The organism is Staphylococcus sp. HMSC072E01, from assembly GCF_001814125.1.
GTDB lineage: Bacteria > Bacillota > Bacilli > Staphylococcales > Staphylococcaceae > Staphylococcus > Staphylococcus hominis.
Map to the genome: position 1 here is coordinate 1 of NZ_KV814956.1, position 14,931 is coordinate 14,931.

General features: G+C 30.8%; 18 protein-coding genes, 1 tRNA gene and 1 riboswitch. Of the genes, 12 read left to right on the plus strand and 7 right to left on the minus strand.

The features are described 5' to 3' along the window. The first annotated feature begins 83 nt into the window (after positions 1-83). The 3 genes from HMPREF2953_RS00205 to menC all read left to right on the plus strand — a co-directional run bounded on the left by HMPREF2953_RS00205 (position 84) and on the right by menC (position 2,775). Positions 84-174, plus strand: a tRNA-Ser gene (locus HMPREF2953_RS00205). A 198-nt stretch (positions 175-372) separates the two neighbouring features. After that, positions 373-1,767 carry an o-succinylbenzoate--CoA ligase gene (gene menE, locus HMPREF2953_RS00210; protein WP_070671224.1) on the plus strand — a complete coding sequence of 465 codons (1,395 nt, stop codon included), beginning with the start codon at positions 373-375 and terminating at the stop codon, positions 1,765-1,767. Continuing rightward, positions 1,768-2,775, plus strand: a complete 1,008-nt coding sequence (menC, locus tag HMPREF2953_RS00215; protein WP_070671226.1) for an o-succinylbenzoate synthase — start codon at positions 1,768-1,770, stop codon at positions 2,773-2,775. On the opposite strand, the gene yidD is transcribed toward menC, so the two are convergent. Further along, a complete protein-coding gene (yidD, locus tag HMPREF2953_RS00220) occupies positions 2,766-3,011 on the minus strand; it encodes a membrane protein insertion efficiency factor YidD (protein WP_002449651.1) in 246 nt (81 codons plus the stop codon). The two genes, menC and yidD, sit on opposite strands and share 10 nt — an antisense overlap. 67 nt (positions 3,012-3,078) lie before the next feature. On the opposite strand from yidD, the gene ytkD reads away from it, so the two are divergent. Together ytkD and HMPREF2953_RS00230 are read left to right on the plus strand one after the other, a co-directional pair. Continuing rightward, positions 3,079-3,552, plus strand: a complete 474-nt coding sequence (gene ytkD / locus HMPREF2953_RS00225) for an RNA deprotection pyrophosphohydrolase (protein ID WP_049335698.1) — start codon at positions 3,079-3,081, stop codon at positions 3,550-3,552. Then, positions 3,533-4,312: an alpha/beta hydrolase family protein gene (locus HMPREF2953_RS00230; protein ID WP_080978512.1), complete on the plus strand. Its 780-nt coding sequence runs from the start codon at positions 3,533-3,535 to the stop codon at positions 4,310-4,312. Before ytkD ends, HMPREF2953_RS00230 begins: the two co-directional genes overlap by 20 nt. Before the next feature lie 40 nt (positions 4,313-4,352). Here the strand turns inward: HMPREF2953_RS00230 and pckA are convergent, their stop codons facing one another. Further along, complete coding sequence (gene pckA / locus HMPREF2953_RS00235) at positions 4,353-5,945, minus strand: phosphoenolpyruvate carboxykinase (ATP) (RefSeq protein WP_070671228.1); 1,593 nt, start codon at positions 5,943-5,945, stop codon at positions 4,353-4,355. 158 nt (positions 5,946-6,103) lie between these two features. Continuing rightward, positions 6,104-6,216: riboswitch (SAM riboswitch) on the plus strand. A 114-nt stretch (positions 6,217-6,330) separates the two neighbouring features. On the opposite strand from pckA, the gene metK reads away from it, so the two are divergent. From metK to HMPREF2953_RS00250, 3 genes are all read left to right on the plus strand, one after another. Further along, on the plus strand, positions 6,331-7,527 hold the full coding sequence (metK, locus tag HMPREF2953_RS00240; RefSeq protein ID WP_070671230.1) for a methionine adenosyltransferase: 1,197 nt from the start codon (positions 6,331-6,333) through the stop codon (positions 7,525-7,527). Between the two features lie 96 nt (positions 7,528-7,623). Beyond that, a complete protein-coding gene (locus HMPREF2953_RS00245) occupies positions 7,624-8,535 on the plus strand; it encodes an NERD domain-containing protein (RefSeq protein WP_070671232.1) in 912 nt (303 codons plus the stop codon). A gap of 115 nt (positions 8,536-8,650) precedes the next feature. Next, complete coding sequence (locus HMPREF2953_RS00250) at positions 8,651-9,484, plus strand: aldo/keto reductase (RefSeq protein ID WP_002449660.1); 834 nt, start codon at positions 8,651-8,653, stop codon at positions 9,482-9,484. A gap of 60 nt (positions 9,485-9,544) precedes the next feature. Here the strand turns inward: HMPREF2953_RS00250 and HMPREF2953_RS00255 are convergent, their stop codons facing one another. Genes HMPREF2953_RS00255 through HMPREF2953_RS00265 form a run of 3 tightly spaced genes read right to left on the minus strand, consistent with a single transcriptional unit; the run spans position 9,545 to position 10,608 of the window. After that, complete coding sequence (locus HMPREF2953_RS00255) at positions 9,545-9,898, minus strand: fluoride efflux transporter FluC (RefSeq protein WP_070671234.1); 354 nt, start codon at positions 9,896-9,898, stop codon at positions 9,545-9,547. Continuing rightward, positions 9,895-10,260: a fluoride efflux transporter CrcB gene (gene crcB / locus HMPREF2953_RS00260; protein ID WP_070671236.1), complete on the minus strand. Its 366-nt coding sequence runs from the start codon at positions 10,258-10,260 to the stop codon at positions 9,895-9,897. The genes HMPREF2953_RS00255 and crcB overlap by 4 nt, the downstream gene beginning before the upstream one ends. A 39-nt stretch (positions 10,261-10,299) precedes the next feature. After that, positions 10,300-10,608 (minus strand): hypothetical protein, encoded by a 309-nt coding sequence (locus HMPREF2953_RS00265; protein ID WP_002488429.1) that lies wholly within the window; start codon positions 10,606-10,608, stop codon positions 10,300-10,302. A 245-nt stretch (positions 10,609-10,853) separates the two neighbouring features. Here HMPREF2953_RS00265 and HMPREF2953_RS00270 point away from each other — a divergent pair, with 245 nt between their 5' ends. Both HMPREF2953_RS00270 and HMPREF2953_RS00275 read left to right on the plus strand, forming a co-directional pair. Further along, complete coding sequence (locus HMPREF2953_RS00270; RefSeq protein WP_070671238.1) at positions 10,854-11,567, plus strand: transaldolase; 714 nt, start codon at positions 10,854-10,856, stop codon at positions 11,565-11,567. 198 nt (positions 11,568-11,765) lie between these two features. Continuing rightward, positions 11,766-12,230, plus strand: coding sequence for a hypothetical protein (locus tag HMPREF2953_RS00275; RefSeq protein ID WP_070671240.1), 465 nt, complete (start codon positions 11,766-11,768; stop codon positions 12,228-12,230). Here the strand turns inward: HMPREF2953_RS00275 and HMPREF2953_RS00280 are convergent. Next, positions 12,205-12,651, minus strand: a complete 447-nt coding sequence (locus tag HMPREF2953_RS00280) for a competence protein ComK (RefSeq protein WP_070671241.1) — start codon at positions 12,649-12,651, stop codon at positions 12,205-12,207. The two genes, HMPREF2953_RS00275 and HMPREF2953_RS00280, sit on opposite strands and share 26 nt — an antisense overlap. Beyond that, positions 12,638-13,123, minus strand: coding sequence for a sigma-70 family RNA polymerase sigma factor (locus tag HMPREF2953_RS00285; protein WP_256263293.1), 486 nt, complete (start codon positions 13,121-13,123; stop codon positions 12,638-12,640). The genes HMPREF2953_RS00280 and HMPREF2953_RS00285 overlap by 14 nt, the downstream gene beginning before the upstream one ends. 208 nt (positions 13,124-13,331) lie before the next feature. On the opposite strand from HMPREF2953_RS00285, the gene HMPREF2953_RS00290 reads away from it, so the two are divergent. Next, positions 13,332-13,556: a hypothetical protein gene (locus HMPREF2953_RS00290; protein WP_002449634.1), complete on the plus strand. Its 225-nt coding sequence runs from the start codon at positions 13,332-13,334 to the stop codon at positions 13,554-13,556. A 247-nt stretch (positions 13,557-13,803) separates the two neighbouring features. After that, positions 13,804-14,652 carry a peptidoglycan release complex glucosaminidase SagB gene (locus HMPREF2953_RS00295; RefSeq protein ID WP_037554400.1) on the plus strand — a complete coding sequence of 283 codons (849 nt, stop codon included), beginning with the start codon at positions 13,804-13,806 and terminating at the stop codon, positions 14,650-14,652. The last annotated feature ends 279 nt before the right edge of the window (positions 14,653-14,931 follow it).

Here is a 14,931-nt window from a genome sequence, read left to right on the forward strand (position 1 = left end):
GCGGTAACACGGGTTCGAGTCCCGTAGGAGTCATATAAACAGAAGTGAAACATCGCTTCTGTTTTTTTATTTAATTGAATAGAGGAGAGTTGTCCGAGTCTGGCTGAAGGAGCACGCCTGGAAAGTGTGTAGGCGCTTTATCGCGTCTCAAGGGTTCGAATCCCTTACTCTCCGTACAGTAGCTCAGAATGGTTATTTTCCATTCTGAGTTTTTTATAGCTACGATATATCAAGTATTCAATTATATTTATCTTAAAATGGGGAATATCTTTTTAAAAATAAAACAATCACAAAAAAATTCAAACGTGAGTCCTGTTAAGTCATTTAAAAATCGTTATAATATGGAGTGTATAACTATTGGAGGAATGAATTTTGGAATTTTGGTTAAAAGAGCAAAGTATAAAAAACAAAAACAAAATCGCGGTTACAGATGGTAAGTATACATTAACATATAATCAATTATATTCTGCAGCGTATCAGCTTTCAAAGAAATTATTATCTTTAAATGAAAGTAGGGTAGGACTATATATTGGAAACGACATTGAGTCTGTTATTTTAGTGCACGCATGTTGGTTAGCACAAATTGAAATTGCAATGATCAATACACGATTAACAACAACTGAAATGACCAATCAAATGAACTCAGTGAATGTTCAACTTATTTTAACTACAAAAGAGTTCGATTTACATTCACATCAAGTTCTCTCATTTAATCAACTGAGCGATTATCCTGATACGCCTAATCATAAACAATTTGATATTCATCGTATTGCATCTATTATGTTTACATCAGGGACGACAGGACCCCAAAAAGCAGTACCTCAAACGTTTAAAAATCACTATGCAAGTGCATTAGGTTGTAAAGAAAGTCTAGGATTTGATCAACAAACGACATGGTTATCGGTTCTTCCAATTTATCATATTTCAGGACTTAGTGTGATTTTACGTGCTACCATTGAAGGGTTTACTGTACGTTTATTAAATAAATATAATACTGAAGATATGCTGACTATTATTAAAAATGAATATCCTACACATGTGTCACTTGTGCCACAAACGTTAAAGTGGCTAATGGATGCTGGTTTAAATAAGCCATACTCAATTGAAAAAATATTACTTGGGGGTGCTAAATTATCATCCACGCTCATACAACAGGCATTGAGTTATCAATTACCTATTTATAATTCTTTTGGAATGACAGAAACATGTTCGCAGTTCCTAACCGCTTCACCAGATATGTTAGCTAAACGATATGATACAGTAGGTAAACCAAGTGATAACGTTGAAGTATGTATTAAACAACCTAATGAAGAGGGACATGGTGAATTACTTATCAAAGGCGACAATGTAATGAATGGATATTTGTATCCTAAAGATTTGGATAACACATTTGAAGATGGTTTCTTTAAAACCGGAGATATTGCAGAAATAGATAGTGATGGTTTTGTAATGGTTTATGATCGACGTAAAGACCTTATTATTAGTGGTGGAGAAAATATCTATCCTTATGAAATTGAAACAGTGGCTAAAACATTCAATGGAATTATAGATGCAGTATGTGTACCTAAAGAAGATGATACTTGGGGTCAGATTCCAGTACTTTACTATGTCGCAAGTGAAACAATTGAGGTTAAAGACCTTATAGATTTCTTACAAGAACATTTAGCAAAATATAAAGTTCCTAAGATATATCAACGCGTCAATGCATTACCTTATACTTCTACTGGAAAATTACAACGTAATAAAGTTGGAACTGAGGATCATTAAATGAAAATCATTGATATACAATTTTATTACTATACCGCGCCGTTTCATTCTCCGATTACGACGCTTAAAATCGAAATGACACATCGCAAAGCACTCATAGTACGATTTATTTCTGATGAAGGGGAAAATTATTTTGGTGAATGTAATGCCTTTGAAACGGATTGGTATGATACTGAAACAATTGAGACAGTAAAAATACGAATACAACAATGGTCAAAAAAGATTTTAAATCAATCATTCAATACATTTAGTGACTGGTTACCTTATCTTGATTTATTAGATAGTTATCCGGCTACTAGATGTACTGTTGTGATGGCGATTTATCAGATGTTTTATTTACAACCGTGCTTTAACGTTGAATATGGTGCAACAGTAAGTGGTTTATCTTCTTCACAATTACAAACACTTAAAGACACAAAGCCAGCACGTATTAAATTAAAATGGAGTTCTCATCTCATTAACGACATAAAAAAGCTACGCAATGAACTTCCATTTGAATTTAATCTTACACTTGATGCAAATGAAGCACTGGATATGTCACAATTTCAATTATTAAAAGAGATTGATCAACACGATATTCTATACGTTGAAGAACCATTTAAAGATTTAAATGATTTAAGTTATATAGATGTTACGCATTATCCTGCTATTGCTATTGATGAAAAAGCAACGGATTTACAATCAATTTTGAAAATTATTCATCAATATCCTATCACTGCAGTTGTGGTTAAACCATTTAGACTGGGAGGAATAGATAGAGCGCTAGAACTCATTCACTTATTAAAAGAGAAAGATATTAAAGTGATCGTTGGTGGGATGTATGAATATGGACTCAGTCGATATTTTACTGCTTTATTAGCAAAAGAGGGGTCTTATCCAGGAGATATTACTCCAGATGGATATTATTTTGAAACAGACTTTACACAAGGCATAGGCAAATTAAAAGAAGGATTGATATATTTCAATCCCCCTAAAATTAATATAAATGCATTATCTGTTTATGAATGATGATGTGTATGTTTGTCTTTTTTTAAAGGTACCGGATCAAATCCACCTTCATGAAATGGATGGCATTTTAAAATACGTTTTACTCCCATATAGCCACCTTTAAATGCGCCATATACTTCTATAGCTTCTTTAGTATATTCAGAACAAGTAGGATAGAATCGACATGTTGGTGGTGTCATAGGGGAGATGAAACGCTGATAAAAACGAATGATGCTTAGAAATGATTTTTTAAGCATAAATAAACCTCCTATAGACATTTGATTATTAAATAATTTTACCACATTTAAGAGGGGGATGAGTAATATGGAGTTTATCGATCAAGAGGATAGACGAGTCACGATGCAATATAAAACTGATGATGATATACCGAACGGAAACCATGTTTTAGCTATTCCGATATTTCAAAATCAATTATTATTCACTAAACACTCTAAAAGAGGTATCGAGTTCCCTGGAGGTAAAGTTGAAATTAATGAAACGAGTCAACAAGCGATTGCTAGAGAACTTTATGAAGAAACGGGTGGAAAGATAGAAGCCTTATATTATATCGCCCAATATCAAGTTCATACCTTTGATAAGTCACTTTTTAAAAAAGATGTGTATGTGATTAAAGTGAAATCAATTGAACGTAAACATGATTATTTGGAAACAGAGGGCCCTATATTATTTCATCTAGTTAATGAGATTCCTGAGCACCAAAAAAGTTATTTAATTAAAGACAAAGCAATTTTAAAATGTTTAGAAAGGGTGAAAGATCTTGGGTATTACAAATATTAGAACAATGCCTGTTGAATCCAACACTCATCGATTTGAGGAACTAACTTATACAGTAGACGAATTAAGTGTAAAAGCGTTACAGATGGTCCCGATGTATCATAATGTTAAACGAATTGTAGTTTATTTACGTGGTGGAAAAGGGCAAGTTGGTAGAGTTAGAGCTTCAAGACTCATGCAATTTTCTGATCCATATACATTAGTTATAGGACCCTATTATAGAGGAAGTAATGGTAGTGAAGGAAAAGATGAATTTTGTAATGCTGATTTACATGATGTAACAGTACTTATTCGACTATTAAAAAATAAGTATCCCCAAGCTTTCGTCCATATGATTGGATTTTCAAGAGGTGGAATCCAAGGTTTATTATCATTTCAGGATGATCCAGTTGATAGCTATATTATTTGGGGTGGCGTTTCAGATATTCATTTAATGTATGAAGAACGTGTAGATTTAAGGGGAATGCTAAGACGTATGGTAGGTCATCCGAAAAAAGATAAAGAGGCATATGAACAAAGAAATGCGATACGTACATTGAATCAAAACAGTCCACCTATTTTAATTGTACATGGTGGTAAAGATTGGCAAGTGGGTATACATCAAGCGTATTTTCTTCAAGAACAATTAGAACTTAAAGGGGTCAAACATGATACATTTTATCAACTTGACGAAGGCCATGTACCAAGACCGAAAGCATTGAAAGAAGTTTTAGATTATATACATCAATGGATGAATAATATAGAACAAGACTTACAAAGATGACTACAACGGTCATCTTTGTAAGTCTTTTGTTTATATATTATTAATGAATAAATCCACCATTTTTAGCAATATCTTTTACTTCATCTCCAAATGTTTTGAAGTTTTCTTCAAAACGTTGTTTTAAGTCATTAGCTTGATGACGATAAGCCTCAGGATCATTCCAAGCATGAATTGGATTTAAAATCGTTTTAGGCACATCTTCCATTTCAATTGGTATACTTAAACCAAATATTTCATCTTTAGTAAATGTAGCTTGTTTTAGTTTGCCAGAAATAGCTTGATCTACCATATAACGTGTATAATGTAAGCTGATACGACGTCCAACACCATATTTTCCACCCGTCCATCCTGTATTTACTAGATATACATCAACATCATGGTCATCAATTAGCTTACCAAGTAAATTCGCATATTTAGTAGGGTGCAAAGGTAAAAATGGAGCGCCAAAGCATGTTGAAAATGATGGTTCAGGTTTTGTCACGCCACGTTCAGTGCCAGCTAATTTTGACGTAAAACCACTTAAGAAATGATACATTGCCTGAGATTTAGATAATTTAGAAATAGGCGGAAGTACGCCAAATGCATCTGCAGTTAAGAAAATAATTGTATTAGGGTGTGCAGCTTTAGAAGGTAATACGATATTATCGATATGATGAATTGGATAAGCAGCACGTGTGTTTTCTGTGTTCATATTATCATCAAAATCAACATGACCACGTTCATTTACAATTGTATTTTCAAGAATAGTACCATATTGAATGGCATTATAAATTTGTGGTTCTTTTTCTTTAGATAAGTGAATGGCTTTTGCATAGCAACCACCTTCAATGTTAAAAATACCATTTTTATTCCAACCATGTTCATCATCGCCAATTAATTTACGATTTGGAGTCGCTGATAATGTTGTTTTTCCTGTACCAGATAATCCAAAGAATAGAGCAACATCACCTTTTTCTCCAACATTGGCAGAACAATGCATACTCATAATATCTTGCATAGGTAATAAGTAGTTCATCACTGAAAAGATACCTTTTTTCATTTCTCCAGCGTATTCAGTACCACCAATTAAAATCACTTTATGTTTAAATGAAACAATAATAAATGTTTCAGAATGAGTACCGTCAACGTCTGGATTAGCTTTAAAATGAGGGGCAGAAACGATAGTAAAATTTGGCTTAATATGACTTGCTTCCTCAATAGATTCAGGTCGGATAAACATGTTTTGTGCAAATAAATTATGCCATGCAAGTTCATTGATGATTTTTAATTTTAATTGTGAGTCTTTATCACTTCCGGCATAACCGTTAAAAACGTATAATTCCTCTTTTTGATCTAAATAATCTAATACTTTGTTGTATAAATTTAAAAACACGTCTTCATCTATAGGTTGATTAATGTCTCCCCAAGCAATATTGTCTCGATATGAAGGTTCGTTAACGATAAATTTATCTTTTGGTGAACGACCAGTATATTTACCTGTACTCATATTAATTGCGCCAAGTTCTGTAAGTTCACCTTCATTATTATTTAAAATCTTGTAATAAAGCTGAGTAGTAGAAAGTTGAAATAAAGTCGTTTTCTTTTCTAATAAGTGTTTGATTTTAGGTGTTTCACTGTATGTATCTATTGACATACAACATCCCTCCAAATATCTATTCATTTATTAATGTAAGCCCTTACATTAAAATAGTATATCATAATGATTTAATTATTCCATTGTAAATAAAAGAACATTTAAAATTCAAAATTGACAATTCTAATGTATTTATGTAGTATAGGTCTTAACGGATTCTCTTATCCTGAGTGGTGGAGGGACATGGACCCAATGAAACCCAGCAACCTCTTTTTTTAAAAGAAAGGTGCCAAACCGTTTGCAGACGCAATATTTGTCTGAACGATAAGAGCGAATGGACGTTTAAGAGCCTTCTCTCTATCTAGGTAGTTGAGAAGGCTCTTTTATTTTAAGCTCATTGTCAAAAGAGAATTTTCGTAAATATAGTTAAAAAAAGGAGCAAATCATGACTTATAATAAACGTTTATTTACATCAGAGTCAGTGACAGAAGGGCATCCAGATAAAATCGCCGATCAAGTATCTGATGCGATTTTAGATGAAATTTTAAAAGACGATTCTAATGCACGTGTCGCTTGTGAAACAACAGTAACAACAGGTATGGCTTTAATTTCTGGTGAAATTTCAACGTCTACATATGTAGATATTCCTAAAGTAGTACGCGAAACAATCAAAAATATTGGTTATACAAGAGCTAAATATGGTTACGATTATCAAACAATGGCTGTTTTAACAGCTATTGATGAACAATCACCTGATATTGCCCAAGGTGTAGATAAAGCACTTGAGTATCGCAATGATATATCTGAAGAAGAAATTGAAGCAACAGGTGCCGGAGACCAAGGATTAATGTTTGGTTATGCAACAAATGAAACAGAAACATATATGCCGCTTCCAATCTTTTTATCACATCAACTAGCGAAACGCTTATCAGATGTGCGTAAAGACGGTACCTTAGATTATTTACGTCCAGATGGTAAAGTTCAAGTAACAGTAGAATACGATGAAAATGATAAACCTAAACGTATTGATACGATTGTGGTATCTTCTCAACATGCTGAAGACATTGAATTAGAACAAATCCAAAAAGATATTAAAGCGCATGTCATTTATCCAACTGTACCTGAAGGTTTAATTGATGATGAAACTAAATTCTTTATTAATCCAACTGGTCGATTTGTTATTGGGGGTCCTCAAGGAGACGCTGGTTTAACTGGAAGAAAAATTATCGTAGACACATATGGTGGTTATGCTCGTCATGGAGGCGGTTGTTTCAGTGGTAAAGATCCTACAAAAGTAGACCGCTCTGCGGCATATGCAGCTAGATATGTTGCAAAAAATATTGTAGCAGCTGGATTAGCTGAGCAATGTGAAGTGCAATTAGCTTATGCAATTGGTGTAGCAGAACCTGTATCTATTGCTATTGATACATTTAAAACTGGTAAAGTTTCTGAAGACCGATTAGTTGAAGCGGTAAGAAAACACTTTGATTTGAGACCAGCAGGTATCATTAAAATGCTTGACTTAAAACATCCTATTTACAAACAAACAGCTGCATACGGACACTTTGGTCGTACTGATGTATTGTTACCATGGGAAAAATTAGATAAAGTGAATGTCCTAAAAGATGCCGTTCAAAAATAATGTAGAATATATCAATTAATTAGGTTAAACCTCGAAATTATCGTCTATTTCTATTATAATAGATAGATATTGACAGTTTAAAAGGAGCGTTATCTAATGAATTCATTTGGACCGATTGAGATTGGTTTAATTGTAGCGATAATCATAGCGATTATATGTTTTATTCTATTTTTAGTTGCCTTGAAAAGTAAAAATAATATGAAACACAAAGCGAGTGAAGAATACAATCTCAAGGAACAGCAACTTAAATCTTCACATGAGGAAGCACTTGAAAAAGAACGTATTGAAAATAAAAAACAAGTAACGAAACAAAAAGAAGAATTTGAAGCTACAGTTAATGGAAAAGAACGTGAAATTGATGCTTTGAAATTATTTTCTAAAAATAAAAGTGAATACGTGACTGATATGAAACTCATTGGTATTAGAGACCGTTTAGTTAAAGAAAAACGTATTAGACGTGAAGATATGCATATAATGGCTAATATATTTTTACCAAGTAATGAGTTTAATAATATTCAACGCATTAGTCATCTTGTGCTTACTAGAACTGGGTTATATATCATTGATTCACAATTATTAAAAGGTCATGTGTATAATGGAATTAGCGGCGCACAATTTCAAGAATTACCAATGCTGAAGCAAGTATTTGATACACTTGATTTAAACACACAAGCGCCTCAAACGTTAGTGCTTGATCAACATGAAGATAATCATTCGAAACTATCATTTATTAATTATTCTGATCAACTTTCTGCAATTGAGAATTTAGCTACAGATTTACAAACAGAATTAGGACTTAAATATAAGCCAACATCAATTTTATATTTTAATCCTAAACATGATAAAGACGTAACGATTTCAAACTATGCACAAAGCTCAAGTGTTAAGGTTTTAGTTGGTCCTGAACAACTTGACGAATTCTTTAACAAATTTGTATTCCATGGACGTATTCAATATAATGTCGATGAATTACAAAATATTATGGATAAAATTGAATCATTTAACTAAGAGAGGCTACCATCAAAATTTAAAATTTTGATGGTACTTTTTTTATTACAAGCGATGTTCATAAATATACTTTTAGGGTATATACAGAATAGTTATTTTTAAAGGAGGAAGTAAAATGGACTATATTGAATTCTATAATGGAAATCAAATGCCAATGTTAGGACTTGGAACATTTCGAGTAGAAAACGACGATACTTGTAAAGAAGCAGTTAAACATGCCATTGAATCTGGGTATCGTAGCATAGATACTGCTAAAGTATATGGAAATGAAGAACAAGTAGGCCAAGGTATCAAAGAAGGATTAGAATCAACAGGTTTAAATAGAGAAGATATTTTCGTAACATCAAAATTATTTTTCGAAGATTTTGGACGTGAAAATGTGGCTCAAGCCTACGAAACTAGTATCCAAAAACTTGGGTTAGATTATTTAGATTTATATTTAGTACATTGGCCAGGGACAAATGAAGCCGTAATGATTGATACATGGAAAGGTATGGAAGATTTATATAAAGATAATAGAGTTAAAAACATTGGAGTTAGTAATTTCAATCCAGATCATTTTGAAGCATTATTAGCACAAGTTTCAATTAAACCAGTCATTAACCAAGTAGAATTTCATCCATACTTTACTCAAGAAAAACTTAGAAAATATTTAGAAGCGCAAAATATTTATATGGAATCTTGGTCACCATTTATGAATGCTCAAATTTTAAACGATGAAACGTTAAATGAAATTGGTAAAGAAGTTAATAAAACAGCAGCACAAGTTATTATTAAATGGAATATGCAACATAATGTCGTCGTTATTCCCAAATCAGTTACATCAAGCAGAATTGAAGAAAATATAGATGTATTTGATTTTGAATTATCAGCAGATCAAATGAAACGAATTGATGATTTAAATAAAGATCAACGTATAGGACCTGATCCAGATACATTTGAAGGTTAATCAATTTAATTAAAAAAGAGTGAACTTGTAGGTTAATTGACTACACAGTTCACCTTTTTGTTATATTATAAAACCAATCCAACAAGCAATAAATCCTATAACAAATTGCAATAGAGAATACATTATAAATTTAAAAAGTTTGAAGGACGGTGTTAGACATTGCGCAAGCTCATAAGACATGGTTGAAAATGTCGTTAAACCTCCTAAAAATCCGGTAATAAAAAACATATGTATCCAATTTAAGTGAATAGAGAGCCCAGTCGTTAAACCAATGAGAAAACTTCCCATCCAGTTGACGATTAAAGTAGCAATAGGTATTGAAGTAGACCATTTGGATTTAGTGACATCAGTTAGCCATGCTCTAACGACAGCGCCAAAACCACCGCCAATCATAATTAAAAGAGCTTGTATCAAGATGTAAGACCTCCTAATTTCATACCTATCCAGCACAAGATAACACCAAAGCAATAACTCATCAACGCATAAACCCCAGCTAAGATAATATGATGACTGTAAAGTAATGTGACTAACTCAAATTGAAATGTTGAAAATGTTGTTAAAGCGCCTAAAAAACCAGTTGTAATACCTTTTTTAATTTTAGGATGATCTTTAAATAATTTAATCATTACTACAGATAGATAACCCATAAGAAAAGCACCTGACAGGTTAGCTATCAATGTGCCAATTGGAAAGGTGCTACCCTGATTCATAAAGGAAAACAAAAATCTTAATAAAGCGCCCAACATACCACCTATAAACACGGTTATATATTGCATAACATACTCACCTTTATATATCATTTTATGCATATTTGATTATGAAAAAATGCCAAATGTTGTAACAGAAGCAAAAATATGGAACAAAATTACTACTAATATGACATAAGGTAATATGTTAGAAGCAGTCTTAATCCAATCTTTATTTTTATAATTTAAATGTTTAATTGCTTTATCAGAAAATATAATTGAAGCAATAAGGATGACAACATTTACAATACTACATGCAATTAATAAATTTTTTATTGATTTAAATTGAATACTTAATAAAGGATTAAATGTATTAAAATAAAAGCTAATAATTAAAAGAATCACTGATATATATAAATATTTTTTTGATTTAGACATAACATACCTCCGATTTATACCATTAAATAATATTACCACATTTAATTTCATTTTTAATAGTACCTTTATCATAAGGTTTTAATTTTCAGAAAATTCAAAGCAAAACATTCGCATACACGAAAAAAGCATGATATAAATAACATAACGAAATAGTAAAACATACTGTACATAAAAAATAATTATACATATGGTGTCTTTTCATAAAGCAAGCTATATTCGTAATATAAATGAGAAGGGAAGATTTTATGACTCAATTAAATGTAGAAGTATTTGCTGATGGTGCAGATATCGAACAAATGAAAGCTGCATACAAAAATAAAGAAGTAGATGGTTTTACAACAAATCCTAGCTTAATGGCAAAAGCAGGTGTAACAGATTATAAAGCTTTTGCAGAAGAAGCAGTACGTGAAATTCCTGATGCTTCTATATCATTTGAAGTATTCTCAGATGATTTAGACACAATGGAGAAAGAAGCAGAAATTTTAAAGCAATATGGTGACAATGTGTTTGTAAAAATTCCAATTGTGAACTCAAAAGGTGAATCTACAATTGAATTAATTAAAAAATTATCAGCTGATCATGTTCGTTTAAATGTAACTGCTGTTTATACAATTGAACAAGTTAAAGCTATTACAGAAGCAGTGACCGAAAGTGTACCTACATATATCTCTGTCTTTGCGGGGCGTATTGCTGATACGGGTGTAGATCCACTTCCTTTAATGAAAGAATCTGTAAAAGTCACACATAGTAAACATGGTGTTAAATTATTATGGGCAAGTTGCCGTGAAGTGTTCAATGTTATCCAAGCTAATGAAATTGGCGCCGATATTATCACTTGTCCATCAGATGTTGTTAAGAAAGTTAACAATAATCTTGGACGCGATATTAATGAATTGCCAGTAGATACAGTTCAAGGATTTGCAAAAGATATTAAAAGTTCTGGACTATCTATATTATAAAATCACTATATCTAAATTATGACCAACCGAGTCTAAGACTACAAACATGTCTTAGACTCGGTTTTAGTGTTATATGAATATCGAAGAGAAGGAGTAATAAAGTATCTTGAGTTGTATCTTTCTTTTTTATTGAGTTTGTTTTAAAATCGGTGTTCAGTTAAAATTTATGAATATAATTAAATAGAAAGGAATTAAGTTATGGAGGAAACTGCTTTTAGAGAAAAAGTAAGAAAACAATTGTGGTTTTTAAATAAAAAAGAAAAGCAATTATTAGAACATACTTTTGAACAAAATAATGCCTCATTTAATAATGAAGAACAGAAATTTATGAAACCTACTCGTTTTGCTAATCAATTTTTACAGGTTCATATCTTTCGAAATAAACATTTTTCAAATGGATATTTGTTCTTATTAATTATATTATTTGTTCTTACATACATTCTATTACTAGGATGGTTTTTAACTGGATTTATCGCAAGTTTAGCAGTAGTCAATCAATTTATAAATCCTAAAGCAGAATTAAGTTTAATCTATCTTGTATTAATCTTAGTTTTTGCCATTATTAGTTTGATTGTCAGTTTGTATCTCATAAGATTTGTGGCTGCTTTGTTTACTAAAAGATTACTTGAATATAAGTTTAATGAAAAGAAGTCGTCTTATTAATTAAATAGGCTAATAGAATACTTTCTTGCCATTTTTTATAAACTAAAATGTAAGGCTCATCTACTACGCATTGAGCTGAATTATCAAAGATAATAACGGTTTTATTTTGAGAAGACGTTAATCCAATAATACGTTGAGCATTAAAATATATTTGTATGGGTGCGCGTTGATGTTTGATTGGAAATAAAATGACGTCTTTAGAAATGTAAATAGGAACTAGTTTATTGATAGATAATAAGCGTTTAGCTAATTTAAGTTGTTGTGTATATGATTTATTAAATTGTTCTAGATAGTATATGATTATCTTTTTAACATGAAATGGTAGAATCATTTCATATGTTTTAAAACAACATTTAGTCTGAATTGTTGAACCTTCTAAAGTTTGAATGTATAACAAATCGAAAGTATTATGAGGTAACATGCCAATCACCTTCTAAATAATATTGCTGAAGTTTGATACGGGCAGAAGATTTATATTTTTTAATTGTAGTGTCTGAGACATTCATCTTTTTAGCGATTTCATATTGTTTGTATCCATGAAGATAATATATCAGCCATTGATATTCATTTGAATTTAAAATATATTTGAAATCATTAAAAAAAGATTCATCTTTCAATGTATAAGTTAAAGAATGAGGTAACGCTGCAATATCTAGGCAATCAATCTTCAATTGCTCCTTTCTAAAAAGATCAATAAGATAAAACGTTAATCGCTGATAGATAAAAGAGGATAAAGATACAGAGGAAGATGGGTTATAAATTTTGGAGATTTCCCACAATTTTATTAATAATAGTTGATAAAATTCATCATAATTATAAGTGATACGGTATTGTCTTAACAAATGATGAATCATCTTATGATATTTTATGTGTAATGAACTAAAATCTGAAATATTTATTCTTTCTCCTTAATTATGTACATAAACAATATTTCCGGATGTATAAATTCTACATGAGGTATCGTGAATTTTCATTTGCTTAATTTAATAAATAGGTGTTAAATAGTAAACATAGAATCGTTGGATTGGATGATATATAGCTTTAACAAGTTTGTAAGATTAATATTCGACATTTGTACAATAAAATATAGGAGGTATGAAGTTGGATTACGCACATTTAAATCTTGAGCACTTTTTTGCAAGACATGATGATTTAGACGTTATTAGAGATCGTTCTGAATTTGTAATGATAAATAATTTTACAAATGAAATGATGTATCGTGATGGTGATATTGAAGGGACGATTGATTTAAATCAATATTATTATAAAAATAGATCGCAAGCTGTCAGTTTTATTATGATGGATTATAAAAGAAATAACGAATAATTAAATATGTTAACCTTACTACAAATAACTATATTTATTTAATAGATAAAAATCATTGAGTAATGAAATGTTGAGTATTTCATTACTTTTATTTTTTTTGTTAAATTTCAATTTTGTTACTTTTATTTTATGAATATGTAACATTATAATTATAAAATTGTTTAAGAGAATTAAAAATGTTAAAATTTATTATCATGGAAGACTTTTCTATAAATGAAATTACAACATTAACCTAAGAGGTGTGAATATGACAAAGCACAGAAAAGGTTCTATTATAGGCCTAATAGGGTTACTTATTATTTTAGTAGCAGCTGGCTTCATTTTTTTCTCAATGATTTCTGATCAGATATTTTTCAAAAAAGTAAATGAAGTAGAGAAAGTTCAGCATGTGAACGTCACGCTTGATAAAGCTGCTGCAAAACAAATAGATAACTATACAAGTCAACAAGTATCGAATAAAAATAATAATGCATGGAGAGATGCATCAGCAAGTGAAATTAAAGTTGCAATGGACAGCAGTAAATTTATCGATGATGATAAACAAAGATATCAATTTTTAGATTTATCTAAATATCAAGGTATTGATAAAAATCGTATCAAACGTATGTTGTTCGATCGACCTACACTATTGAAACATACTGATGCTTTTGTAAATGCTGCAAAAGAAAAACGTGTCAATGAAGTCTATTTAATTTCTCACGCATTATTAGAAACAGGTTCAGTAAAAAGTGAACTGGCGAATGGTGTAAATATTGATGGTAAAAAATATTATAATTTTTATGGTGTTGGAGCTTTAGATGAAGATCCAATCAAAACAGGTGCTGAATATGCGAAAAAACATGGTTGGGATACACCAGAGAAAGCAATTAAAGGTGGCGCAGATTTTATTCATAAACACTTCCTATCTCACGATGATCAAAACACTTTATATAGCATGAGATGGAATCCTATGAATCCGGGTGAACATCAATATGCGACTGATATTAAATGGGCTGAAAGTAATGCGGAAATTATTGCTGATTTCTATAAAGAAATGAAAACTGAAGGTAAATACTTCAAACTGTATGTTTATAAAGATGATCAAAAACATCAATAATCAAAATAAAAACCAACATTATCTTTTTAATTAGATGATGTTGGTTTTTTTTATTTATTCTGCTTTGTTTTTTCTTGAAGCCCAAGTAAATCCAATGATAAAAACAATTAATGTTTTTAATAAAAATTTCATTGTTTAGTCACCTCAATATTTAAATTTTAACATAGTTACACATGATTATTTATGCTTTGAAATGGATAATCGTGTTAATAGTGAAACGTTTTGAAGTCGAGAATCGTATTGGTATAATATGATAATATTCAACATAATACAAATATA